Source organism: Flavobacterium cutihirudinis (assembly GCF_003385895.1).
In the GTDB taxonomy this organism is placed as follows: domain Bacteria; phylum Bacteroidota; class Bacteroidia; order Flavobacteriales; family Flavobacteriaceae; genus Flavobacterium; species Flavobacterium cutihirudinis.
Genome location: NZ_QRDQ01000008.1, coordinates 325,896 through 351,285 on the forward strand (window position 1 = coordinate 325,896; position 25,390 = coordinate 351,285).

Here is a 25,390-nt window from a genome sequence, read left to right on the forward strand (position 1 = left end):
AAGTTTGCGCAAAGATAAGAAAGTCTATTTGCTTACCCTCAATTTCCCGTCTCTATTCTCTTGCTTCTTGCATCTTGCCTCTTTAAATCTATACTTTTACAAGCCAAGAAGATTCTCTCGAAATAAATCGGCGTATTCTCTAATTACATTCTGATCGAAATACGGTTCTTCATCAATTCTTCCAATGCATTTAATTCCGGTTTTATTCAGAATCAAACTTTCTGTCGATTTGTTTTCGCTTCCGCTAAAGATAATTCCGTGAACATCAAATCCTTGGTTTTTTATAGCTTCAATAGTTAATAACGTATGATTGATGCTTCCTAAATAATGTCGCGAAACCACAATTACTTTATAATCGGGCTGAATCAAATCTACAATAGTGTCTTTTTCGTTTAATGGAACAAAAATTCCACCCGCGCCTTCAATAACCAAATGATTTTCTGTTTTTGGCTCCTGAATATTTTTCAAGTCAATTTCAATTCCATCAATTTCCGCTGCCAAATGTGGACTCGCCGGCGTATTCAATTCATATGCATTCGGAAAAAATTGAGATTTTGAATTCGATATTTTTGCTCTTACTTTATGTGTATCACTAATATCTAAATCTCCAGCTTGTATAGGTTTCCAATAATCAGCTTCTAAAGCTTCAACCACAATTGTCGAAGCTACTGTTTTGCCAACATCCGTTGAAATTCCTGTAATAAATATTTTCATTTTCTTATTTTAACGGATACAAAAATACCAATAAAAACAATAAGCTAATTTCTATTTATTCTTCCGAAACAAATCCTACTGATTATCAACATCATCCACGTACATTTTTGAAATTTCACACGGAATTCTTTTGTGAATTTCCAGTCAGCTTAAAAATTCTTACCTTTTCAAAAAGAGACTAATTCATAATCGGTTTAACAACAAATCCCGCATTCCTCAATAAGTTTATTACTCCAAACTCACCACCCAAATGTCCCGCACCAACAGCAAAAAAGACGCTTTCTTTTTGCATTTGCTGTGGCATCTCTTTTACCCAATTACTATTTCTGTTGTCCAGTATAATCTTCCTAATCTTATCGCTCGTTACTTTTTTATCCGTTGAAATATCATATAAAATTTCGAGATTCTCAGTTTTATAAGCGGCCACTAACTTACTTGTTTCCTCCATATCTGATTCTTCCAGCAAGGCAATCATTTCATCATTTGAATAGGCATTTTCAAGAGTGGCAAACTGCGCTTTGACCGTTTCAAGTCCGCTAATTTCTATACTTCTCTTCTTCGCCTGATCGATAAATTCCATTTCATAAAATTTCAAATCAGCACAACCGAAAGATTTCATCGATATCAAACTCAATACAGTCACTAAACTAAAACTGTCGACTTGCTGTACGCCCATCCCGGTAGTACTTTTTAAAATCGCATCTAACTTTGACAATTGCTCCGGACTTAATTTTTTGCTTAATGGTTCTTTGCCCATTGCCAATTGCTGCATTTCAGTCAACTCTTTCGGATCATTAAAATTAATTTCTAAAACCAATTTATTCGATGCTTCAAAAGCGCGTTTTGTTTTATCGGAAAGAAAATAATCCGGTGCGCAAATCATATGAATCGTTCCGTATAAATAAGAAGGCTTTTTAAGTCCGTTTCCGGAAACTTCCCATAAAAGCGTATTTTCAAGTTTTGGAACATTTGTTTGTGCTTTCGCAGAAAAACCAAAAACAATTAAAAATAATGTTAGTATTGATTGGATGGTATTTTTCATTTTAATTATTGATTTAAGATGATGTGTGAATTACAACTTGTATGTACCCAAATATTCAAAACGTTACAAAAAATTTTAACCTTTAAAAATCAGGTTAACAAGTAAAATATCATGCGGAAAAGTTTTATGAATCACGGAGATTCGCAAAAGTTTTTTTGAATCTGAAGAAATCTTAGAATACAAAATCTCGCAATAATTCTAAAATCTGACTAATTTCTTCCTGTGTATTAAAGCTGTGAATACAAAAACGCAAACGTTCCTGACCTTCCGGAACGGTTGGAGAAAGAATTGGTTTTACATCAAAACCTTTATCCTGCAATTGCTGAGCAATACGTTTTACATTTTCGTTTCCGGGAATAATGGCCGATTGGATTGCCGATTTACTACGAACGAACATTGGTTTTAAACCCAAAAGATTTTTCTGCTGATTAAAGAAAATAATATTGCTTCGAAGCTGTTCAATTGTTTCTTTCTCAATTTCCAAATGCTGATAGGCAGTCAAAATAGTGGCAACAGAATGTGGAGACAAACCTGTTGTATAAATAAAACTTCTGGCAAAGTTTACTAAATATTCTTTAAGTTCATTTGTTCCGAGAACCACCGCACCGTGGCAGCCTAATCCTTTTCCGAAAGTCATTATGCGGGCAAAAATTCTACTGTGCAGTTGCAATTGCTGTATAAGTCCTTCTCCTTTTTCACCAAAAATGCCAAGAGTATGTGCTTCGTCAACAACTAAATAACAATTATACTTTTCGGTTAACTGCACTAACTCTTCCAAATTCGGACTGTCGCCATCCATTGAAAAAACGGTTTCTGTAACGATATAAATGTTTGGATTTAGGGAATTCGAAGATTGGAATTTAAGAATTAATCGTTCTAAATCTTCAAAATCATTATGATTGAACTTATACGATTTAGCATTCGACATTACAATTCCGTCCCGAATTGAGGCATGACTTAATTCATCATACAAAATAACATCATTTCGCTGCGGTACAGCGCTAAAAAAACCAACATTAGCATCGTAGCCCGAATTAAAAATTAAAGCCGATTCTGCCTCTTGAAATTCAGCTATAACTGTTTCTGCAATTTGATATAACGAATGATTACCCGAAATCAATCGCGAACCGGTTGCGCCATTCTGAAAAATCTCATTTTCTATTAGATAATGATGACACTGCTTAAAAATGGTTTCCGATTTTGAAAACCCAATATAGTCATTTGAAGAAAAATCAACAAGATTATTAAAACTTGGTAATTTTCTTAACGAGTTATTTTGCTTTCGATTTTCAAGCTTTTGAATAAGATTTTCAGGTAATTTCATGAAAGCAAAGTTATGAAATTGAAATTTGATAGAAACAAACAGCGGGATTTGATGTTCCCGCTGTTTCCTAATTTATTTTAAACAGCACTTATAAAAGGCGATTGCCTGCGGTAATTTGATTCGATCATTTCCTGAACCATAAATTTCGCGATGTCAAATGCACTGATTTTATCTCCCAAACAATCTTCAAGATTTACTTCGATTTGAGAACTATCATCAATAAATTCGATAAACGGAACACGAACTTGTGTCCAGCAAACATCACTCAGAATCAAAAGATCATACGCTTTCTGACGATCTTCCTGAATTATTGGAAAATTAGCCTTCATCCAATCTGTTGCCATGATAGTTTTTGGACTTTTTTTATCAAATGGTGTATCAATATTGAGCCCTGCCAATAAAACAAATCGCTCAATTTCTAATTCATTCATAACCTTCAGCAAGTTTTTCACAGATTGGCTTGCAACCATAGTTTCGCCGGGTCTTTGACCGATAGTACTTACGACTGCTTGACAATCATTTAATAATAAGCGAATCGTTTCTTCATCGACAGCATCTCCTTTGATGATTTCTAAACATGAATTTTGAATGGTTAGATTTTCAGGATTTCTAACTAATGCTTTTATATTAAATCCTTTTTCTAGTAACTGGTTTATAAGGTATTTTCCAGTTCTCCCTGCACCGCCAAGAACAGCGACTTTTGATATATTTTTCATATATATTCTTTATAAAATTTGACATAGAAAACTTTTGCTTTATCAGTTTGATAAAGCAAAAACGTAAAAGCTTACTGAGCTTTCACAACAGAATCAATATTTTATAAAGAGATTTTAATAATTCAAAGATAGTAACTTTAATAAAGATATTAACCTTAGCTAATGACATTTAAATATTATTAGCTTTCTTTTTCAACCCATTTAAAGTTACCTTTTTCGGTTGCATCGAGTAAATTAACTTGAAGTCCGTTAGCTATTTTAATCGCCAAGTTAAAAGCAGATTGAGAATTAAGATGAATCGAAACAGATTTTTTCTTTGTTTCTGAAAGCCAAATTTGCACTTCAAAATCCCTGTCAGAGTGGTTTTTGTATACAGAAACATATTCTACATTTTTAAATACAGTGTCCTTACACAAAGGGATATTAAATAAAATGAAATTGAAACGAACTTCTTTAGTAAAGGAATTTGTATACACTCTTTTTGTAAAAGTCAATGCCGCAGCGCAAACAAACATAAACAAGACAGCTAAAGTAAATTTTAACCCATTAATAATCCTGCCAGTATAAAAAAGATCAAACATTTTAAGTGACATTGAAATGGTAAAAAAATAAAGTGGTGCAGCTAAAAGAAAATGCCAAAATGGCCTTTCTGATCTATAAATTAATTTGTCTAAGTGGGCGTTTTGCATATCTAAAAATAAAAAAAACCATTCACAAAAGTGAATGGTTTTCAAAACTTATTCTGAAATTGTTATTAGTCAACTAAAACAATTATCTTATTGTCTTTCATTTCGATAGTACCTGACGTAATTTCTAATGTATAGGTTTGGTCATTTACTTTCGTGAATTTATCCGCAACTTCTTTAGAAAAACTGAAACTTGGCGCTGCAATTTTAATAGTTCCTTTTTCTAGAATAGAAACAATAGGAGCGTGATGATTCAATATTTGAAAGCTTCCATCAACTCCAGGCAATGTAACCGATGTTACTTCTCCTGAAAATAATTTTGCTTCTGGTGATACTATTTCTAAAATCATATTTTTTTTAGTTTACAGTCTCAGTTAACAGTCTCAGTACTGAATACTGTGACAGAATACTGAAAACTAGATTATGCTTCAGCTAACATTTTTTCTCCAGCTTCGATAGCATCCTGAATAGAACCTTTCAAGTTGAAAGCTGCTTCTGGAAGATGATCTAACTCACCGTCGATAATCATGTTGAATCCTTTGATAGTATCTTTAATATCAACTAATACTCCTGGAATACCTGTAAATTGCTCCGCTACGTGGAATGGCTGAGACAAGAAACGTTGTACACGACGAGCTCTAGATACAGAAAGTTTATCTTCTTCAGATAACTCTTCCATACCAAGAATCGCGATGATATCCTGAAGTTGTTTGTATTTTTGAAGAATCTCTTTTACTCTTTGTGCACAGTCGTAGTGCTCATTTCCTAAAATTTGAGGAGTCAAAATTCTTGAAGTAGAATCTAACGGGTCAACCGCTGGATAAATACCTAGCTCAGCAATTTTACGAGACAATACTGTTGTTGCATCTAAGTGCGCGAAAGTTGTAGCCGGCGCCGGGTCAGTTAAGTCATCCGCAGGAACGTAAACCGCTTGTACAGATGTAATAGATCCTTTGTTTGTAGATGTAATACGCTCTTGCATAGCTCCCATCTCTGTTGCCAAAGTTGGTTGGTAACCTACTGCAGATGGCATACGACCTAAAAGTGCCGATACCTCAGAACCTGCTTGTGTAAAACGGAAGATATTATCAACGAAGAATAATACATCTTTACCTTGGTCAGATCCAGCTCCATCACGGAAATACTCAGCGATAGATAATCCTGAAAGTGCCACACGTGCACGAGCTCCAGGTGGCTCATTCATTTGTCCGAAAACGAAAGTAGCTTTAGACTCTCTCATTCCTGGCATATCTACTTTAGATAAATCCCATCCTCCATTTTCCATAGAGTGCATGAAATCATCACCGTATTTAATAATTCCTGACTCCAACATCTCACGAAGTAAGTCATTTCCTTCACGTGTTCTTTCACCTACTCCAGCGAATACTGAAAGTCCACCGTGACCTTTTGCGATATTGTTGATCAACTCCTGAATCAATACTGTTTTACCAACACCAGCACCACCGAACAATCCAATTTTACCTCCTTTTGCGTAAGGCTCGATCAAATCGATTACTTTAATACCTGTGAATAAAACTTCAGATGAAGTTGATAAATCTTCAAATTTAGGAGCTTGTCTGTGAATTGGCAAACCATTTTCTCCAGTTTTTGGCAATTCGCCTAAACCATCAATTGCATCTCCAACAACATTAAATAAACGTCCATATACGTCTGGACCGATTGGCATTTGGATTGGATTTCCAGTTCCAACTACCTCATATCCTCTTGACAAACCGTCTGTAGAGTCCATAGAGATTGTACGAACAGTGTTTTCTCCAATGTGAGATTGTACTTCTAGAACTAATAAAGTTCCATCTTTTTTAGTGACTTCTAGTGAATCATAAATTTTTGGAAGTTCAACATCCTTACCGTTGAAAACTACGTCAACTACTGGTCCAATGATTTGAGCAACTTTTCCTATTACTTTTGACATTACTTATGTATTTATTAAATAGCTATTTAGGTTTATCGAAAATACCTCTTTTTTCAGAGCGCAAAGATAATTTTTTAAAATATAAAATCAATTTTTTTTTCATAAAAAATACCATCATTTTGTTTGATTCTTAAAAGTTGGGCTTCAAATAACTAAAACAGTAAATTTTAAGACAATAAAAAAAGCCACTACATTTTAAAAATGAGTGACTTTTTACTAAAAAAAAATTGGCTTTATTATAATGCTTTAGGAAACATAACCGGATAATTACTTATGTCTACTCCATTTAAGTTCGATCCGTACTTAGCATTGATAGCCTCAATGAATTTATTAGCGATCAGAGCGTATCCTCTTGGCGATGGATGAACTCCGTCTAAAGAAAAAGTACCACCTGTTACAAATGTAGATTTCATTGTAAAGCCATTAGCTGTAATTCCTGCACCAGCAATTTGCTTCATTAGCGTTTCTGTATCTAGAATAGCTAAGTTTTTCGCAGTAGCTACTGCCACAATAGTTTCGTTGTATGACTTAGTTGCCTTTGCCACTTCTGCAATTTCATCTTTTGTCAAAACCCATTTATCTGCTAAAGGCACCGAAACTCCATTTACTTTTGTTGGATCTTCACCCACAGGTGTTCCTATAAAACTCATAGCAGTCAAAACCACTAAATCATCTTTTGTAGCTTGTCTGTATGAAGGAAGTTTATAAGCAGAAAGGTTCGTTAAATAACTATCTTCAATAACTACAGGATTATTTCCTGCTACAAAGTTTATTGTTCTTTTTGCAGCTTCATCAGCACTTATTGCACCTAAAGCCTTCAATTGCTGCAAACCTCCATTATAAGTTGCATATCCCGCATTTAACTGAGCAGCTTTCTCTGCCGTCAATCCTACAGGGTTATACGGAACAGTTGTAAAATAAGGCAGCGATGTGATATTTGGCAAGTTTGCTATTACACCTTTTGCTCCTTTAGCTGTCAATCCGTCTATTATATTAGTATAAACCATTTTAAAAACTGTTGGATCTGTAATATCACTTCCCGAATAAGTCGACGGATCCATATTACCAGTTTGATCTTTACCTGTACCTCCTGATGTAGCATATCCTAAAACATCATTCCCTCCAATCCATAAAGAGAAGAAAGTAGGCGATTGCGCAATTGCATCTGCTAAAACTGTTGTAGTCGGAGAACTTGCAAATCTTGCAAAATACGGATTTGCTTTTCCAAGCGCCACTCCTGCTACGTTACCGTATCCCGGAGCAACCAAATGATAACTTCTGGCTCCAGGAACGCCTAAATTATTAAAAGTACCCGAAAGATGTGTAGTAACTTCTGTTGTAGGCACTCCATCTACAGGAACAGGAACTTTCCCATTAAAATACAAACGTGGCCCGCTGATAACATTTCCACCTAACAATAATCCTCCTATATTATCGTTAGCTAACGGAGTTTTGAAATCTGCCTTAGTTATTAAAGCAAATTGCTGAGCAATAACATTAGTATATGCCCCTTGTTGCCCTTTAATAAACAAAGCATTGTCACTAAAACCAGCCGCAAAGGAATCTCCCAAAGCAACATAATTAGCAAAATCAGCTGAACCAGAAGTTAGAGGTAAACCATCTGCTGAATCAATTACTTCTGGGGTATTATCATCGCTATTACAGGCTGCAAAGGTCAATGAAACCAATAAGAGCCATTTGAAACTTTTTATCATAATTTATATATTTTAAAATTATTCCTTTCTAAATTCTCTTTTAAGAAAAGCGAATAACATATTTATTTTATTTGAAATCTCTAATTATGGATTAATTGTCCATGAAACAAAATATTGCTGTCCGATTAATCCAGCTCCGATAACTTGATAGTATTCTTTACCACCAATATTAGCAGCTCCAAATTTTACAACTGATTTTAATTTTGGAATTCCGTAGTTTATCTGAGCATCAATTACAGTAGCCGACTTAATTACACCATCAGCAAAACCTGCTTGCCATAAATATTCACTATTCCATCTTCCACTAACACTGAAACCAAAATCTTTGAACAACTTATCGTTTCCAACAGACATTTTTATTCTATGTTTTGGCGTGTTAAATCCAGCCTCGAAACTTGGATCTTTTGCCTGATCAAAATCAAACTGAGCATAATTATAATTTAGACCTACCTCAAAATCAGAAATTACTTTTTTAGAAAGCCCAACACCAAAACCAAGCGAATGTATTTCCACATCTGAGTTTGTATATAATTGATACACTCTATATTCGCTATTTTGCAAAGCACGGATAGATTGCGCTCCCGGATCTGTAATAGGGGCACTAGGATTTGGCAAAGCAGGATTATCCTGAGCCGTTCCATAATAAGTAGAAATTACATTCAAATTACCAATAAAGTTATTGTATATGTTATAATAACCATTAAGATCTATTGACATACCTTCAAAAACAGAACGATATCCTAATTCAAAAGCTTTTACCTCTTCAGGTTTTACATAATTTGCTGTTGATTTCTTTAATAAAGCTGCCGCCGCTACAGGATCTGTTCCAGCCATAGCTGAAAACGCAGCAACTGAACTTGCTAAATAAGAGTTTCCGTAAGCATCAACACCCGTCATATCTTTCGTAGTTCTTCCACCACTGTAAGCTTGTCCTTCTGCACTAAGATTAAAAGTTTCACTAAATCTTGTTAAGTTATCAGGAGCAGATCCGATAAGTACAGCATTTCCGATATTGAATCCTATGTACTGATCTTGTGTAGATGGATTTCTAAAACCTGTTTGAAAAGATCCTCTGAAATTATGATTTCTCTTCTCCCCTCCAGAATACACCAAAGACAATCTCGGTGAAAAGTTTCCATCAAAGTTTTTAGATTTATCATAACGAATAGAACCTGTAAACTTCAATCTGTCATCCATGAATTTTTTCATCAATTGCGTGTATGCACCGTATTCATTATAATTAATAGGACCATTAGCATCTGTATAAATTCTACCATGAGAATTAAGCTCATACAATCTGAAAGATCCACCAACCTGAATTTCAGCAAATTTTATTTCGTCTTTGAAATTATAATTAGCATCTGAATGATAAATTCTTGAATTATCAACCAATTTTGAACCAGTAAGAACACTTTCATCTGCAATTACCTGATTAAAAGCATTATTAAATTGTGTAGTTCCTGGCATAAAACGACCAGTATCAGCAGTAGATCTTGCCACCGCATGTGCCTGTTGCGGAGTCATACCTCCTAAAGTTCCTGTGATGAAAGCTCCAGCATACTGACCGAACCAAGTGTTATCATCCTTCCACTTTCTGTTTACATTAATCCCTGTAAAGATCATATCATAAGAATCCCCACCATCTTCAGAAGTAGTATATCCTCTTACGAAAAAATTCTTTCCTTTAAATTCAATCTTATGCTGTTGCATAAAAAAGTTATTCAAATAATATCTATTTGCTCCTTGATAGACAGCATTTCCGAAACCAAATTTACTTTGCCAAATAATTTCCAACTTTTCATCACCAAAAGGTCTAACATGAAAAGACAAGTCGATTTTTGTATTTCCAGCTTTATTATTTGTTAAATCAGTTTCATTATAACCAGTCCTGCTCACATTTGAGTTTGGCAAAAGATTAGAAGCTCCCGCAGGAATCAAACCCATTGCTTCCAACTTTTGACCTACACCTCTAATATTAGTAGACGCTTCATCACCATAAACGTTTATACCATCGTAATTTGGATCTGTTCTGTCAATTCCAGCTCTGGTTTTATCGTCATAGTTTGTTGCATACCAATCTGTAGCCTGCATATAAGTGAAGTTAGCTTTAGCTGCGAAATATTTATTAAAAGAATGAGCCAATCTAATTCCGAAATCATAATATCCATTTGTTCCAGCTGCCTCTTGCGAAGTAACTCCGTATTTAAAATAAGTAGAAATTCCCTGACTTGTAAATGGACTTTTACTATTCATGAATAAAATTCCATTGAAAGCATTCGCACCATACAAAGCAGATGATGCTCCTGGAAGTAACTCAACGCTCTGAACATCAATTTCAGAAACACCAATCATATTCCCTAAAACAAAATTCAATAATGGAGACGAGTTATCCATTCCATCAACCAATTGCATAAAACGAGTATTTGCAACAGTAGCAAACCCTCTAGTATTAATTGATTTAAAAGACATACTACTTGTATTCATTTGCACCTCTTTCAGATTTTCCAATCCGTCATAAAAAGATGGAGAAGCCGTTCTTTTAATTTCCTGAAGCCCCATTCTTTCAATTGTCACAGGCGATTCCAAAACTCTTTCCGGCGTTCTAGAAGCAGAAACAACAATTTCATCAAGTTTATTCTCTTCTCCAATCAACACTACATCTACCTTTTGATTAGCAGAAGTAATACTGACTGTCTTACTCTCAAATCCTACAGCAGAAATTTTAATAGAAAAAGGCGGTTTAGCGGTAGTATTTAATTTGAATGTACCATCGAAATCAGTTGAAGCTCCGCTAGTACTTCCAACAACATTGATATTGGCACCAGGAATAGATTGTTTGTTACTATCAGTAACAGAACCTGTAATTGTATTCTGCGCAAAAGATATTCCGCTGAAAAACAACATAATAAGCAAGTAGACTCTCATTAGGGTTAGATTTTGGTTAGTTTTTGATTTTGATAAATTACTAGTTGATCAAGCCAAAATACAAATATTTTTGACATTGATAAAAAAACGTTAAAAAAAATTAATATTTATTATAAAATTTACATCAATATTAACTATTATGCAATTGATTTTATTAAAGTAAAATCAATATTTAAATACATTATTAGCAACAATACTATGCATACATATAAAATTTGACGCTCTTTTTGAGGATTTAATAAAAATACACCTGCCATAAAAAAAATTTGACAATAAAAAAAAGTGAGATGTAAATCTCACTTTTTTAACATTATCGATTCTTCGATAACTTAAAAATCCTTTGTATTAAAGCACAAAAAAAGCGAGACCTAATCTCGCTTTCTAAAATTATTTATGTCAAAAAAATTACTCAACAGTAACCGATTTTGCTAAGTTACGTGGCTGATCAACATTACAACCTCTCATAACCGCAATGTAGTACGAAAGCAATTGCAGCGGAATAGTTGTAATTAATGGCGATAATGCATCTGAAGTTTCAGGAATTTCGATTACATAATCTGCTAATTCACGCACTTGCGTATCACCTTTTGTAACAACTGCAATGATTTTACCACTACGCGATTTAATCTCCTGAATGTTACTTACAATTTTGTCATAATGACCTTGCTTAGGAGCAATTACAATAACTGGCATATGCTCATCAATCAAAGCGATTGGACCGTGTTTCATTTCAGCTGCAGGATAACCTTCAGCATGTATGTATGAAATCTCTTTAAGCTTTAAAGCACCTTCAAGAGCAACCGGGAAATTATACCCACGACCTAAGTAAAGACAGTTTGGCGCGTCTTTAAAAGCAGCTGCAATTTCTTTTGCTCTATCATTAGTATCCAAAGCTTCAGCAACTCTTTCAGGAATCAATTCTAATTCCTGCAAATAAGCATGAAAATCAGGGTTTGACAATGTTCCTTTTGCTTTTCCTAATTTCAAAGCGATCATAGTTAAAACTGTAATCTGAGTTGTAAAAGCTTTAGTAGAAGCTACTCCAATTTCCGGACCTGCGTGCGTGTAAGCACCTGCATGACTTTCTCTTGAAATAGACGAACCTACTACATTACAAACTCCAAAAACAAAGGCACCATTCTCTTTTGCCAATTTAATAGCCGCCATTGTATCAGCCGTTTCTCCCGATTGAGAGATTGCTATTACAACGTCATCTTTATTTATAATTGGATTTCTGTATCTAAATTCCGAAGCATACTCAACTTCAACAGGAATACGTGTAAACTCTTCAAAAATATATTCTGCAACCAAACCTGCGTGCCATGAAGTACCACAAGCAACAATTAAGATTCGTTTTGCATTTAAGAATTTTTCAAGATTATCTTCAACCCCAGCCATCTGAACAATTCCCTCATTAGCATGAAGCCTTCCTCTGTAAGTATCTTTAATTACACTTGGCTGCTCATAGATTTCCTTTAGCATAAAGTGATCATACCCACCTTTTTCAATTTGCTCCAAATTCATTTGAAGTTCCTGAATATAAGGATCTACTAAAGAGTCATCTTTAATTTTTCTAATTTTAAGTGGTTTATGCAAACGGATATTTGCCATTTCACCATCTTCAAGATAAATAGCATTTGAAGTGTACTCAATAAAAGGCGAAGCATCAGAAGCAATAAAATATTCTCCGTCTCCAACACCAATTGCTAACGGACTACCAAGTCGTGCTGCAACAATTTCATCTGGATTTTTCTTATCAAAAACAGCAATTGCATAAGCACCAACAACTTGATTTAAAGCAACCTGAACTGCTTTTCCGAGTTTGATGTTTTCGTTTTTCTGAACTTCTTCGATTAAATTTACTAAAACCTCAGTATCAGTATCTGATTTAAAGCTATAGCCTCTTTTAATCAACTCCTCTTTAAGAGGTGCGTAATTTTCAATAATTCCATTGTGAATTATGACTAACTCCCCGGAATTAGAAAGATGCGGATGTGAGTTTACATCATTTGGCACACCATGTGTTGCCCAACGTGTATGCCCTATTCCAATAGTTCCGTTTGTTGTAAAATCATTTTTAGCTTTAGCTTCAAGATCTGAAACCTTGCCTTTTGTTTTACAAAGTTTTACACCAGCTTCGTTGTCATACAACATAACTCCGGCGCTGTCATATCCTCTGTATTCGAGCCGCTTTAATCCTTTGATAACAATAGGATAGGCCTCTCTATGACCGATATACCCAACAATTCCACACATATATACTTATTAATTTGGTTTCGTGTAATAAACCTCAAGTCTCAGTCTCTTCTCAAAAGAAGCATCTGTTGAAGGAATATTATTACCAAACAATATCGTTCCCAACGGATTCACAACTGAAGCTCTCGGCGCTTCTGAAATAACATCATTTTTATTTTTCAACTTATTTGATGTTGTGATGGTGATATCATCCATAACAGCTAATCCTAATTTTACATTAGTTGCCGTTTTAGTTTTTATAAGATTACGAATGTGCTCTGTTAACCTAATTTTATAAGTAGTTCCTCTTTTTGTAGTTGCATCAACTGAAATAATCCCTCCGTAAATAATCTTACTCATTCTCGCGTCTGAAGTTATACTTGTAGATCGGTCCGAAGTATAATCCAAAATAGGAACATTATTAGTCAAATCATACAAATAAACCCTTTTAGGTTCATTAGCCTGTAATCCGGCTGCATCTTTAACACCCATTTTATCAGAATCAATTGTAAAAACAAGATTTGCCTCATTGACCATCCAGTTTTTAGCTCTGATATCATCCAGTTTTGAACCAAAATCTTTCAGATCAATAACTGCAAGCGAACCCTGACCACCTTTTAAATAAAGTCTTGGATCACCCGTTGTTTTGTTAACATTTGCCGTCTTTATTGCGTCAGCATAAGCGGTTGCTTTATTATCTTTTAACAAACCGGCAGTGGCTCCACCAAAACTAATGGTTAAACTTTTTTCTTCGGTAGTTGCCGCATCATCTGCAGTACTCTCCGTTTTAGCCTTATATTTAATCGTAATTACTGCTTCTGCGAAATTAAGCAAAGCCATATTACTAGGGTATCCATCTGCTCTTTCTGCTTTAAAGTATAATCCTCTAAAATATTCCTGAAATGTATCAGGTTTAGCCAATTTATCTGCTGGAGCTTCTAATATTTTTTTCTGAAAATATGCTTTATTCAAATATAAACGCATTCCAGGTTTCACTTTATTAATAGTTTCTTTACCAGCATCATCTACAACTGTATCATTTTGTTGCTTGGCATCAAAATAAAACTCATCATTTTGAGTTTTATCGCTATAATTATTCAGTCTTACTCCTACTTTTTTTGCATCAAAATTTATATAATTCGGATCCGTATTACTATCCATATCTGTATAATAATACTGTGGAAACTGAGTACCATTGTCGTAAAAACTTCCGCGCATCTGAACTCCCGACTCATAAACACTAAGTTTTATTCTACCATTTTTCGCACCATAAATTGAATCCAGTGCATACGGTGTTAACCCTTCAGTATTCACCGATCCGGTTGTATGACTAAAATATGGAATACTCAATGTAACAGTTTCAATAACTGGTGACTCACCAATAGTTGGCGCATAAGTCCCTAAAGCAACTTGAGTAACATAATTGGCAGTAGTAGTACCAAAAACAGGATTATCATAAATACCAAGACCATTAACCAACAATGCGTTTGACTGAATTGGAGTTACTTCCTGGTTATAAGCCAGAACATCATATTTTTCAGGTGCCAAATCAAAATGATTGTCACCAATTAAATCATCTCCAATCGCATTAAAATCTTTATCACAAGAATATAAAAGAACAACTGTTGCAGCTAATAGAATTTTCTTAATAAAAGAAGTATTATACATGTTTAATAGTAAAGTTAATTTTTAAAGTCCAAATGTTCTGTAGAAATTTGTATACGCTTCAGCGAATGCATCTTTCGTGGCGAAAGGTAAAAAAGGTTTTCCTGAAGATTCTATAAATTTTGTTAAACTTGGAGAAACATTTTCTGACGCAATTATAACGCCATCAGAATGTAATATACTAGCTTTTAAAATATTTTCGTAGTTCGGTGTTTCCAAATCAGCTACTGATTCATGTGGCACGCCATCGAATTTCACCTTATTAATCATTTCCAAATCTAAATTTTCATCAAACGACTGACCGTAAACCGAAGTCACGATTTTTGTTTCAGAAAATAAAGCTTCGTTTTTATAATAATGCTTCATATAAATTGGCAACATAGCCGCAAGCCATCCGTGAACATGAATAATATCCGGAACCCAATTTAATTTCTTTACCGTTTCAACAACTCCTTTAGCAAAAAATATCGCTCTTTCATCATTATCAGGATATAAAACTCCTTCTTCGTCTGCAAAAGTTGCTTTACGCTTAAAATATTCATCGTTATCAATAAAATAAACCTGAATTCTTTCTTTTGGAATAGAAGCTACTTTGATAATCAATGGCATATCTAAGTCATTCACTACCAAATTCATTCCAGAAAGTCTGATTACTTCGTGTAGTTGATGTCTTCTTTCATTGATATTTCCATATCTGGGCATGAAAATTCTTATCTGACCTCCTTGATCGTTGATCATTTTAGGAACGTCATAAGACATTAAAGAAACCTCATTTTCAGCCAAATAAGGCACGACTTCAGATGATACATATAATATCCTCTTATCTTTCATAATAGTATTTTACTTAATTTTTGGTAATAAAAACGTTGCAAAATTACAAAAATTTATGCAGTTTATAACTAATATATTATGTTTGCATAAAATTTTAATAATACCGCCATGCATATTTTTTACGGTAAAGTAGCGCTGATAGCGTATTTAAAAACTATCAAAACCGCAAATTCTACTATCGGATTTGTCCCTACAATGGGAGCTTTACACCAAGGGCATCTGGCTTTAATGCAACGTTCACTAAAAGAAAACGACGACACCGTTGTAAGTATTTTCGTAAACCCTACGCAGTTCAACAACCCTGCAGATCTCGAAAAATATCCTCGTACTCTTGAAGAAGACGTAAAAAAAATGAGAGGTTTAAGTGACAAAATGATTTTATATGCTCCTTCTGTAGAAGATATTTATGAAGGACAGACTATTTCTCAATCTTTTGATTTTGACGGACTGGAAAATCAGATGGAAGGAAAATTCAGACCAGGTCATTTTAACGGAGTTGGAACTATTGTAAAACGACTTTTTGAAATCGTCACTCCTACAAATGCGTATTTTGGAGAAAAAGATTTTCAGCAGTTGCAAATTGTAAAAAAACTGGTAGAAAAAAACAATCTTCCTGTAAATATTGTGGGTTGTCCTATTTTTAGAGAAGACAATCTTTTGGCAATGAGTTCTAGAAACGAACGTCTTACAACTGAAGAAAGAAAAGAAGCTGCCATTATCTATAAAACTTTAACCGAAGCAAAAGAAGTATTTCAAACACATTCTCCCGAAGAAACCATTAAATTCGTAGAAGAGGCTTTTAAAGACAACGAGCGTTTTGAACTTGAATATTTCGTAATTGCTGACGAATCCACATTATTATCTATTGATCACAAAATTAACGACAAAAAATATCGTGCATTTATAGCGGTATTTGTTAATTCTATAAGGTTAATTGACACCATTTCATTAAATTAAATTACCTTTGCAGCATGCAAATTCAAGTTATAAAATCAAAAATTCATCGAGTAAAAGTTACTGGAGCTGATTTAAATTATATTGGCAGTATTACTATTGATGAAACCTTACTGGAAGCTTCAAATATTATTGAAGGCGAGAAAGTATCAATTGTTAACATTAATAATGGCGAACGTTTTGAAACTTATGCGATAAAAGGCATTAAAAATTCAGGCGAGATTACACTTAATGGTCCGGCTGCAAGAAAGGTTCAAAAAGACGACATTATCATCATCATTTCTTATGCAACCCTGGATTTTGAAGAGGCAAAAACCTTCAAACCATGGATCATTTTCCCTAATGAAAACGATAATTCGTTAACATAAACACTCAATTCAAGTTTACTTAAACTAATAATTTGTACAATTTATTTTGCACAAACAGATTTCCTTTTGCCTTAAGTCAAAAACTGAATTAAGCGTAGGAAATCATTGCTTTTTTTTCAATCCCAAAATACCAAAAAGCAAATAAAGTATTATATTGCCATATAATTATCAATACTTTTTAATTCACGAAATGCCACAAATCATGAAAAAAGTTTACCTACTGCTAACCTTCATCTCCATTTCTGTATTTTCTCAGAAAAAATTTGACAACATCAAATCAGAAAAATTAGGAGAAGAAAGAAGAATAACAATTGGGCTTCCGCCATCTTATGATGAAAAATCAGATAGAAAATATCCGGTTTTATATCTTTTTGATGGAGATTATTTATTTGACCCATTTTTGGGAGCAGTGAGTTATGGCTCCTATTGGGATGATATTCCGGAAATGATTATCATTGGAATTCATCAAAACAAAAATGATGAACGTGAAGACGATTCAACAATCGATCAAAATGAAGGTCTTCCATTTGAAAAAGGAGCAAAGTTTTTTGAATTTGTAGGTGCTGAATTAATTCCGTACATCGAAAAAAAATACCATACCGCACCTTTCAGAATTATTGCAGGCCATGACATAACAGCAAGTTTTGCTAATTTTTATTTATATAAAGAAGATCCGATTTTTAACGCTTACATTTGTTTTAGCCCTGAACTTGCCCCAAAAATGGAAGTTCGAATAGCTGAGAAATTTGCTAAAATCAAACAACCCATATTCTATTATCTTTCTGCAGGAGAAGGTGATAATAAAAAAATAAAAGAACCGATTGAAAAATTAAACAGCAATATTAAAATCGCAAATAATCCGTTAGTGAATTATAAATATGAGGTTTTCAAAGGTGCAACGCATTATACCGAGGTTTTACATTCGATTCCGAGTGCATTGTATCAGATTTTTGAATCTTACAGACCAATAAATTCTGCGGAATACAATGATAAAATTGCAGTTTTAGAAACCGGTTATGCCGACTATTTAGAAAAGAAATATGCAACGATGTCGGAAATATTAGGCTATCAAGTTCCTGTTAGAATGAACGATTTCAAAGTAATTGAAAATCTTATTTTAAAGAAAAATGCCTACGATGAATTAGGAAAAATGGCAGAAATTGGAAACGTAAATTATCCAAAAGCCATGTTGGGCGAATATGAATTAGGCTTGATGTACGAAAAAATGGGCGATCCAAAACATGCTTCAAAAAAATATCAAAACGCTTCTCAAATGGAGCCAATTGGAGATTTGAACAAAGATTTGATGTATGAGAAAATTGACGAAATGAATACGCTTGCTAAAAAAAGTAAATAATGTCAAAAGTTAAAACTTCCTTTTTTTGCCAAAATTGCGGCACCCAATATTCTAAATGGCAGGGACAATGCAACGCATGCAAAGAATGGAATACTATTGCAGAAGAAATCATCCAAAAACAGGAAAAAGTCGCCTGGAAAAGCGAACCGACTCCAACAAATAAAGCGCCAAGACCTTTAAAAATAAACGAAATTGATTCGGCTCAGGAAATCCGAATGGATACTACTGATGGCGAACTGAATCGTGTTTTGGGTGGCGGAATTGTTCCGGGATCTTTAACGCTTTTAGGCGGTGAACCCGGAATTGGAAAAAGTACACTTTTACTTCAAATTTCATTAAAATTACCATATAAAACTTTATATGTTTCGGGCGAAGAAAGTCAGAAACAAATAAAAATGCGCGCTGAAAGAATCACGCCAAACAGCGACAATTGCTATATTCTGACGGAAACAAAAACGCAGAATATCTTCAAACAAATTGAAGCGATTGAACCTGAAATCGTCATTATCGATTCGATTCAGACTTTACACACGGATTATATTGAATCAACAGCCGGAAGTATTTCTCAAATTAGGGAAACTACAGCTGAGCTTATAAAATTCGCAAAAGAAACCAATATTCCAGTTATTTTAATTGGCCATATTACCAAAGACGGAAATATTGCCGGTCCAAAAATCCTGGAACACATGGTTGATACCGTTCTTCAGTTTGAAGGCGACAGAAATCATATTTACCGAATTTTACGTTCCTTAAAAAACCGTTTCGGTTCAACATCAGAACTAGGAATTTACGAAATGCTAGGGAGTGGTTTACGCGAAGTTAGCAATCCGTCAGAGATTTTAATTTCGCACAAAGACGAAGAATTATCCGGAACTGCAATCGCCACAACACTTGAAGGCATGCGTCCGCTTATGATCGAAATCCAGTCATTGGTAAGTACCGCAGTTTATGGAACTCCGCAAAGAAGCACAACAGGCTATAACGCCAAAAGATTAAACATGATTTTGGCTGTTTTAGAAAAAAGAGCCGGATTTCGTTTGGGTGCCAAAGACGTTTTCCTGAATGTTACGGGAGGAATTTCAGTTGATGATCCTGCAATCGATCTTGCAGTTGTTGCAGCCATTTTATCATCAAATGAAGATATTCCGGTTGGAAAAGGCTTTTGTTTTGCCGGCGAAGTTGGACTTTCTGGCGAAATTCGACCTGTAAACCGTGTTGATCAACGCATTCAGGAAGCAGAAAAATTAGGTTTCGATACGATCTTTGTTTCAAAATACAATAAAATAGCATTAAAAAATACCGGAATCAAAATTGAACTTGTAGCAAAAATTGAAGATGTGGCAAGCATTCTTTTTGGTTGATTTCTGATAAAAATACTTCTATGAATTTTCCAAAACAAAAAATATTTACAGCTTTAAAAATACTTGCCGTTGTAGTGGTTTTGCTTTGCATCGGATTGTATTTTTTTAGAAACTCGCTTTTGAAACAAGCTATTGCAAAAGTTACCCATAAAATGGCGGTTGATTATAATAGTGACTTTTCTATAAAAGAAGCCTCATTCGATGGATTATCTACTATCAAATTGACAGATGTGGTTTTGGTTCCGAAAAATGCCGACACACTTTTAAAAATTAACAACATTGAAACCAGCGTCAGTTTGAGCAATTTATTAATTGGCGATGTTCAGGTTGGGACTTTAAAAGTCAATAACGGTTATATTCAGCTCGTAAAAAAAGGAAAAATCAGAAATTTTGATGCTTTCCTGAAAAGAAATAAAGACGAAGATTCTGAAAAAAATGAAAAAAGAAAATACGGAACTTTTGCGTATCGAATTATTTCAAAATTGCTGAATTTGGTTCCGACCGATATGAATTTGGAAAACTTCCAATTCAAAATTGACGACAACGGAAAAAAGACAAATATTGCAATAAACAAACTTGTTTTAGACAACAAACAGCTCGAAACCAACATTCACGTCGTAAGCAAAGATTTTGACCAAAAATGGAACTTAAAAGGCTTTGCAGATCCAAGAAATCAAAAAGCTGACATTCGTTTTTTTAATCTAGATACCGGAGCGATTAAAGTTCCTTATCTTGATGAACGTTATAATCTGAAAGCAAGTTTTGATTCTATCCGACTGAATGTCGAAAATATTGACAAAAGTGGCAGCGAATTGCATATCGACGGTTACACTTCGATTGTAAATCTAAAAATCAATCATCCAAAAATTGCAAGCAAGGATGTTGTGATCAAAAATGCCCGCTTTGATTACCGCTTTTTATTAGGCGATAGCTTTATTTCGATCGACAGCAGCTCTACGATGCAACTGAATAAAATAAAAGTGCGTCCTTACGTTTCTTACGATACCGAAGAAGATACCGTTTATACTTTAAAAGTTGATATCCCAAAAATGAAAGCCCAGGATTTCATTGTTTCCTTGCCAGATGGATTATTTACGCATTTCCAGGGAATGCAGGCAACAGGAAATTTCGATTATAAACTGGATTTCAAATTCAACAAAAACAAACCGAACAAACTCGTTTTTGACAGTAAACTGAATAAAGAGGATTTACGAATTACTAAATATGGCGAAGCCGATTTAAATAAACTAAACGGTGAATTTGTTTATCGTGCAATAATCCAAAATGTATTGCAACGACCAATTTTAGTTGGAAATGCGAATCCAAATTATACACCTTTGGATCAAATTTCTCCTTATTTGAGAAAATGTGTTTTAACGACCGAAGACCCCTCTTTCTTCTCACATCGCGGTTTTATAAATGAAGCTTTCAAACAATCGATTCTAAAAAATATCAGAACTAAAAAATTCTCTCGCGGCGCGAGCACGATTAGTATGCAGCTGATTAAGAATGTTTTTTTAACGCGTGAAAAAACGCTTTCGCGAAAGCTTGAAGAAATCCTGTTAGTCTACATTTTAGAAAACAACCGAATTGTAAGCAAAGAAAGAATGCTGGAAGTCTATTTTAATATCATTGAATGGGGGCCAAATGTATACGGAATTGGCGAAGCAAGTCATTTTTACTTCCAAAAAAGTCCATCGGCTTTAAACGTAGATGAATGTTTGTATTTGGCAACGATAATTCCGAAACCAAGAAAATTCATGTATCAATTTAATGATGAAGGAAACTTGAAAGATTTCGCTATTAAAAACCAAAAATTCTTAAAGAATTTAATGTTCAGAAGAGGACTTTTAGTTCCCGAAGATACACTAGGGCAATTGCCTGTTTATATTTCCGGGAATGCACGTTCGCTGATAAAAATTAAAGTTCCGGATTCGACGGCAATTAAAAATGATTCTTTGTCTGTTGAAGATGAGTTTGAATTGTAATATTATAAAAAGCTAATATTTAAATTTTATCGATTTGACTTTTACATTAATCCTTTTTACATTCAGCATCATTTTTATATTTGTCGGATTGATCGAATATATATTTCCTCCAAAAGATAGAAATCAAAAAGGATATCGCACAAAAAACTCATTAGGATCTCAAGAACGGTGGGATTTTGCACAAAAATATTCTGCAAAAATGATTATAATTTCTGCGTTATGTTCATTAATAATTTCTATTATTGGAACAATCTTACATTTGAACGATAATGAAGGCTTTATTGCTGCAATTATTGTAATAGTTTTTTTTATCTTTTTTATTAGACAAAAAACAGAAAGAGCAATTAAAAATAAATTTGATTAAAAAAAGCCTATAAAAAATCATATTTTCTTTATAGGCTTAATCTTAGTGTGATAATATTTACGGTGCCGGATCAGGAATAATAGCCTGAACAGCATCAATCTCGGCAAGAATTTCTTTAGAAAGCACTATATCAATTGTATCAATATTTTCTTTTAATTGTTCTAAAGTTGTAGCTCCAATAATTGCACTTGTCAAAAATGGCTGTTGTAAAACAAATCCCATTGCCAATTGCGTCAATGTCAAATCATGTTTTTGAGCAATTTCCTGATACAATTTGGTTGCTTGTGTGCATTGCTCGCTATTGTAACGTTTGTATTGCGGAAAAAGATTAATTCTCGCTTTCGGATGACTTTCTCCGGTTAAGAATTTACCAGTAAGAACTCCAAAAGCCAAAGGTGAATATCCTAACAAACCGACATTTTCATATTTTGAAACTTCGGCCGAATTAACTTCAAACAAACGATTCAATAAAGAATACGGATTTTGAACCGTTTTTATTCTTGGCAAATTATTGTATTTACTTTCTTCCAGAAGACGCATCATTCCCCATGAATTTTCATTTGAAACTCCAATATGATTAATTTTTCCTTCTTTGATTAATCCGTCAAAAGTTTCAAGGATTGCTCTAAAATTATCTTCCCAAACATCATCATGTCCATGAAAAGCACGTTGCCCGAAATTATTTGTTTTCCTTTCCGGCCAATGCATCTGATACAAATCGATATAATCAGTTTGCAGTCTTTTTAAACTATTTTCAACCGCATATTTAATGCTCGCAGGCGAAAAATCTAATTTCTCGCGCATATAACCAAAACTCGGATTTGGCCCAGCAATTTTTGATGCTAAAATTACTTTATCGCGATTTCCTGACTTCTTAAACCAGGTTCCGATAATTTTTTCTGTGCTTCCATAAGTAGCTTCACTAGCAGGAACTGAATACATTTCGGCAGTATCGAAAAAATTAACGCCTCGTTCAAGCGCATAATCCATTTGCGCATGACCTTCGGCCTCTGTATTCTGCTGACCAAAAGTCATTGTTCCGAGGTTGATTTTACTAACTTTTATGTCGGTGTTGGGTAATGTAGTGTATTTCATTTTTTCTTAAAGATTCAAAGTTGCAAAGAAACAAAGGTACAAAGGGATTTTTCAAATCTAAATTTGTCAAAGGTTAAAAAAAGTACAAGATTTTCTGGTTTCTCCCGCAAGGTTTCCAAAACCTTTTAGGTATAAACATTTCATATCAAAATCAAAACAAACCTACAAGGTTTTGGAAACCTTGCAGGAAAGCAAAAAGGCCCAAAAGTAAAAACCTTTGAGCCTTTGTATCTTAAAACCTTTGTTCCTTAATTAATGCTATTCAACATCTCCGCAATTTCATCTAATCTTGGAGTCAAGATAATTTCTATTCTACGGTTTTTAGCTTTTCCTTCCGGAGTTGCGTTGCTTGCCAAAGGAGAAAACTCGCTACGTCCTGCCGCTGTTAATTTTTGTTTATTGATTTTAGTATTTTCACTCAAAATCGCAACAATTGCAGTTGCTCTTTTAGTAGATAAATCCCAGTTGTTTGCAATTGGACCAGAACCTGCATACGGATCATCATCAGTATGACCTTCGATAAGAACAGATAGATCAGGATTATCACCTAAAACTTTTCCAAGTTCCACAACCGCTTTTCTACCTTCAGTTCCAACGGCCCAGCTACCTGAGTTGAAAAGTAATTTGTTTTCCATAGAAACATAAACTTTTCCATTTTTCTGTTCCACCGTCAAACCTTTTCCTTCAAAGCCATTTAAAGCTTTAGATAAAGTTTCTTTTAGTTTTCGCATCGATTCTTCTTTCGCTGCAATCATATCTTCAAGCTCTTTCAGACGGCTTGCCGTTTTGTCCAAACGAGCTTGCTCATCGGCTAATTTTTTAGATTTTGCTTCTAATTGCGCCAACAAATCACGGTTTTTAGCCATATTGCTTTCTAATGCATCATTGCTGTTTTTCTCCAATGCATTATAAGAATCTTGTAAAACTTTATACTTTTTTTGTTCCGCAGCAAGATCCGCTTTTTGTTTTGCAAGATCATCTTTTGTGCTTGCCAGATCTTTGGTTAATTTATCTTTATCCAACTCCAGCTGATTTTTAGCAGTTTTTAAATCTGCATTTTCATCAGAGATGGAACGATTTTCTTTCTTTAAATCTGAATACTTCGTTTCAAGATCGTTGTAAATCTTTTTAGATACACAAGAAGTAGCAGACAAAGCCAAAACTACTAATCCGATGGAGGCTTTTTTAATCATTTTTAATTTTTGGGTTTTATTTGGGGCAATTAATAATTTACAAATTCCAAAACTGAAAATCCACATTCCAAATAGTCTTACTCTTTTAATGGAATCTACATTTAAATCTTCGAATCGCTATTTTCTCAACAAGAACAATACCAAACTTTACTCAATTTCAACTAAAACCGGGCAATGATCAGAGTGAACTGCATCTGGAAGAATAACCGCTCGTTTTAAACGATGTTGTAATGAATCGCTAACTAAATTATAATCGATACGCCATCCTTTGTTGTTTCCTCGGGCTCCTGCTCGGTAACTCCACCAAGAATAATGATGAGGATCTTTATTAAAATGACGGAAACTATCTATAAAACCTGATTTCATAAAAGCATCCAGCCAGGCACGTTCAGCAGGCAAAAATCCGGAAACTGTTTTATTACGAACAGGATCATGAATATCGATTGCTTCGTGACAGATATTATAATCTCCGCAAATAATAAGATTTGGGATTGTTAGTTTCAGTTCGTTAATATACGTTTGAAAATCATCCATAAACATAAATTTATGATCTAATCTTTCAATATTTGTTCCCGATGGAAGATACAAACTCATTACAGAACAATCTTCAAAATCGGCACGAAGATTACGTCCTTCAAAGTCCATATGATGAATACCTGTTCCATATACAACTGTTTTTGGCTCAATTTTAGACAAAATTGCCACACCGCTATATCCCTTTTTTGTTGCTGGATAATAGTATTGGTATGGATAACCGGCAGCGGTAATGGCATCAACCGGAATTTGATCCTGCGTCGCTTTGATTTCCTGAAGACAGATTACATCAGGATTTGCCTGTTGCAGCCATTCTATAAAACCTTTTGTTATTGCAGCACGAATTCCGTTAACATTATAAGAAATAATTTTCATCAGAGTATTTTTTTT

21 protein-coding genes are annotated in these 25,390 nt (G+C 34.2%); 6 read left to right on the forward strand and 15 right to left on the reverse strand.

Features of this window, described 5'->3' with window-relative positions; translation table 11 throughout:
- Positions 1-96: 96 nt before the first annotated feature.
- The 12 genes from bioD to BD847_RS07225 all read right to left on the reverse strand — a co-directional run bounded on the left by bioD (position 97) and on the right by BD847_RS07225 (position 15,786).
- Entirely contained in the window at positions 97-714 is a 618-nt protein-coding gene (gene bioD, locus BD847_RS07170; protein WP_115887612.1) for a dethiobiotin synthase, read from the reverse strand.
- 178 nt (positions 715-892) lie between these two features.
- Positions 893-1,756, reverse strand: a complete 864-nt coding sequence (locus tag BD847_RS07175) for a TraB/GumN family protein (protein WP_115887613.1) — start codon at positions 1,754-1,756, stop codon at positions 893-895.
- Positions 1,757-1,928: 172 nt separating this feature from the next.
- Complete coding sequence (locus BD847_RS07180) at positions 1,929-3,080, reverse strand: aminotransferase class I/II-fold pyridoxal phosphate-dependent enzyme (RefSeq protein ID WP_115887614.1); 1,152 nt, start codon at positions 3,078-3,080, stop codon at positions 1,929-1,931.
- Positions 3,081-3,157: 77 nt separating this feature from the next.
- Entirely contained in the window at positions 3,158-3,796 is a 639-nt protein-coding gene (locus BD847_RS07185) for an NAD(P)-dependent oxidoreductase (RefSeq protein WP_115887615.1), read from the reverse strand.
- A 179-nt stretch (positions 3,797-3,975) separates the two neighbouring features.
- Entirely contained in the window at positions 3,976-4,530 is a 555-nt protein-coding gene (locus BD847_RS07190) for a hypothetical protein (RefSeq protein WP_147298498.1), read from the reverse strand.
- Between the two features lie 20 nt (positions 4,531-4,550).
- Complete coding sequence (locus BD847_RS07195) at positions 4,551-4,832, reverse strand: F0F1 ATP synthase subunit epsilon (protein WP_115887617.1); 282 nt, start codon at positions 4,830-4,832, stop codon at positions 4,551-4,553.
- Positions 4,833-4,903: 71 nt separating this feature from the next.
- Complete coding sequence (atpD, locus tag BD847_RS07200) at positions 4,904-6,415, reverse strand: F0F1 ATP synthase subunit beta (RefSeq protein WP_115887618.1); 1,512 nt, start codon at positions 6,413-6,415, stop codon at positions 4,904-4,906.
- Positions 6,416-6,651: 236 nt separating this feature from the next.
- Entirely contained in the window at positions 6,652-8,130 is a 1,479-nt protein-coding gene (locus BD847_RS07205; RefSeq protein ID WP_115887619.1) for an SGNH/GDSL hydrolase family protein, read from the reverse strand.
- Positions 8,131-8,214: 84 nt separating this feature from the next.
- The gene (locus tag BD847_RS07210) at positions 8,215-11,055 is read right to left on the reverse strand and encodes a TonB-dependent receptor domain-containing protein (RefSeq protein WP_115887620.1); all 2,841 of its coding nucleotides are present in this window, start codon (positions 11,053-11,055) and stop codon (positions 8,215-8,217) included.
- 405 nt (positions 11,056-11,460) lie between these two features.
- On the reverse strand, positions 11,461-13,311 hold the full coding sequence (gene glmS / locus BD847_RS07215) for a glutamine--fructose-6-phosphate transaminase (isomerizing) (protein WP_115887621.1): 1,851 nt from the start codon (positions 13,309-13,311) through the stop codon (positions 11,461-11,463).
- A 9-nt stretch (positions 13,312-13,320) separates the two neighbouring features.
- A complete protein-coding gene (locus BD847_RS07220) occupies positions 13,321-14,958 on the reverse strand; it encodes a DUF4270 domain-containing protein (protein ID WP_115887622.1) in 1,638 nt (545 codons plus the stop codon).
- A gap of 21 nt (positions 14,959-14,979) precedes the next feature.
- Positions 14,980-15,786, reverse strand: coding sequence for a glycogen/starch synthase (locus BD847_RS07225; RefSeq protein ID WP_115887623.1), 807 nt, complete (start codon positions 15,784-15,786; stop codon positions 14,980-14,982).
- Positions 15,787-15,894: 108 nt separating this feature from the next.
- Between BD847_RS07225 and panC the strand changes: the two genes are divergently transcribed.
- The 6 genes from panC to BD847_RS07255 all read left to right on the forward strand — a co-directional run bounded on the left by panC (position 15,895) and on the right by BD847_RS07255 (position 22,178).
- A complete protein-coding gene (gene panC / locus BD847_RS07230) occupies positions 15,895-16,743 on the forward strand; it encodes a pantoate--beta-alanine ligase (protein WP_115887624.1) in 849 nt (282 codons plus the stop codon).
- A gap of 14 nt (positions 16,744-16,757) precedes the next feature.
- Positions 16,758-17,108, forward strand: a complete 351-nt coding sequence (panD, locus tag BD847_RS07235) for an aspartate 1-decarboxylase (protein ID WP_115887625.1) — start codon at positions 16,758-16,760, stop codon at positions 17,106-17,108.
- A gap of 202 nt (positions 17,109-17,310) precedes the next feature.
- The gene (locus BD847_RS07240) at positions 17,311-18,465 is read left to right on the forward strand and encodes an alpha/beta hydrolase (RefSeq protein WP_115887626.1); all 1,155 of its coding nucleotides are present in this window, start codon (positions 17,311-17,313) and stop codon (positions 18,463-18,465) included.
- Entirely contained in the window at positions 18,465-19,826 is a 1,362-nt protein-coding gene (gene radA / locus BD847_RS07245) for a DNA repair protein RadA (RefSeq protein ID WP_115887627.1), read from the forward strand. The genes BD847_RS07240 and radA overlap by 1 nt, the downstream gene beginning before the upstream one ends.
- Positions 19,827-19,846: 20 nt before the next feature.
- A complete protein-coding gene (locus BD847_RS07250; protein ID WP_115888333.1) occupies positions 19,847-21,814 on the forward strand; it encodes a transglycosylase domain-containing protein in 1,968 nt (655 codons plus the stop codon).
- A gap of 34 nt (positions 21,815-21,848) precedes the next feature.
- Complete coding sequence (locus tag BD847_RS07255) at positions 21,849-22,178, forward strand: SdpI family protein (protein ID WP_167443836.1); 330 nt, start codon at positions 21,849-21,851, stop codon at positions 22,176-22,178.
- Between the two features lie 57 nt (positions 22,179-22,235).
- Here BD847_RS07255 and BD847_RS07260 read toward each other — a convergent pair whose 3' ends face one another.
- From BD847_RS07260 to BD847_RS07270, 3 genes are all read right to left on the reverse strand, one after another.
- Entirely contained in the window at positions 22,236-23,273 is a 1,038-nt protein-coding gene (locus tag BD847_RS07260; protein WP_115887629.1) for an aldo/keto reductase, read from the reverse strand.
- Between the two features lie 248 nt (positions 23,274-23,521).
- On the reverse strand, positions 23,522-24,466 hold the full coding sequence (locus BD847_RS07265) for an OmpA/MotB family protein (RefSeq protein WP_115888334.1): 945 nt from the start codon (positions 24,464-24,466) through the stop codon (positions 23,522-23,524).
- Positions 24,467-24,613: 147 nt separating this feature from the next.
- Complete coding sequence (locus BD847_RS07270) at positions 24,614-25,375, reverse strand: exodeoxyribonuclease III (RefSeq protein ID WP_115887630.1); 762 nt, start codon at positions 25,373-25,375, stop codon at positions 24,614-24,616.
- Between the last annotated feature and the right edge of the window lie 15 nt (positions 25,376-25,390).

Excerpts from the sequence above, each read along its gene's own strand:
- BD847_RS07205 (WP_115887619.1), bottom strand. The coding sequence starts at position 8,130 with ATGATAAAAAGTTTCAAATGGCTCTTATTGGTTTCATTGACCTTTGCA.
- BD847_RS07185 (WP_115887615.1), bottom strand. The coding sequence starts at position 3,796 with ATGAAAAATATATCAAAAGTCGCTGTTCTTGGCGGTGCAGGGAGAACT.
- BD847_RS07250 (WP_115888333.1), top strand. The coding sequence starts at position 19,847 with ATGAATTTTCCAAAACAAAAAATATTTACAGCTTTAAAAATACTTGCC.
- bioD (WP_115887612.1), bottom strand. The coding sequence starts at position 714 with ATGAAAATATTTATTACAGGAATTTCAACGGATGTTGGCAAAACAGTA.
- BD847_RS07175 (WP_115887613.1), bottom strand. The coding sequence starts at position 1,756 with ATGAAAAATACCATCCAATCAATACTAACATTATTTTTAATTGTTTTT.
- BD847_RS07195 (WP_115887617.1), bottom strand. The coding sequence starts at position 4,832 with ATGATTTTAGAAATAGTATCACCAGAAGCAAAATTATTTTCAGGAGAA.
- BD847_RS07210 (WP_115887620.1), bottom strand. The coding sequence starts at position 11,055 with ATGAGAGTCTACTTGCTTATTATGTTGTTTTTCAGCGGAATATCTTTT.
- panC (WP_115887624.1), top strand. The coding sequence starts at position 15,895 with ATGCATATTTTTTACGGTAAAGTAGCGCTGATAGCGTATTTAAAAACT.
- radA (WP_115887627.1), top strand. The coding sequence starts at position 18,465 with ATGTCAAAAGTTAAAACTTCCTTTTTTTGCCAAAATTGCGGCACCCAA.
- BD847_RS07240 (WP_115887626.1), top strand. The coding sequence starts at position 17,311 with ATGAAAAAAGTTTACCTACTGCTAACCTTCATCTCCATTTCTGTATTT.
- panD (WP_115887625.1), top strand. The coding sequence starts at position 16,758 with ATGCAAATTCAAGTTATAAAATCAAAAATTCATCGAGTAAAAGTTACT.
- BD847_RS07270 (WP_115887630.1), bottom strand. The coding sequence starts at position 25,375 with ATGAAAATTATTTCTTATAATGTTAACGGAATTCGTGCTGCAATAACA.
- BD847_RS07265 (WP_115888334.1), bottom strand. The coding sequence starts at position 24,466 with ATGATTAAAAAAGCCTCCATCGGATTAGTAGTTTTGGCTTTGTCTGCT.
- BD847_RS07260 (WP_115887629.1), bottom strand. The coding sequence starts at position 23,273 with ATGAAATACACTACATTACCCAACACCGACATAAAAGTTAGTAAAATC.
- atpD (WP_115887618.1), bottom strand. The coding sequence starts at position 6,415 with ATGTCAAAAGTAATAGGAAAAGTTGCTCAAATCATTGGACCAGTAGTT.
- BD847_RS07180 (WP_115887614.1), bottom strand. The coding sequence starts at position 3,080 with ATGAAATTACCTGAAAATCTTATTCAAAAGCTTGAAAATCGAAAGCAA.
- BD847_RS07225 (WP_115887623.1), bottom strand. The coding sequence starts at position 15,786 with ATGAAAGATAAGAGGATATTATATGTATCATCTGAAGTCGTGCCTTAT.
- BD847_RS07220 (WP_115887622.1), bottom strand. The coding sequence starts at position 14,958 with ATGTATAATACTTCTTTTATTAAGAAAATTCTATTAGCTGCAACAGTT.
- glmS (WP_115887621.1), bottom strand. The coding sequence starts at position 13,311 with ATGTGTGGAATTGTTGGGTATATCGGTCATAGAGAGGCCTATCCTATT.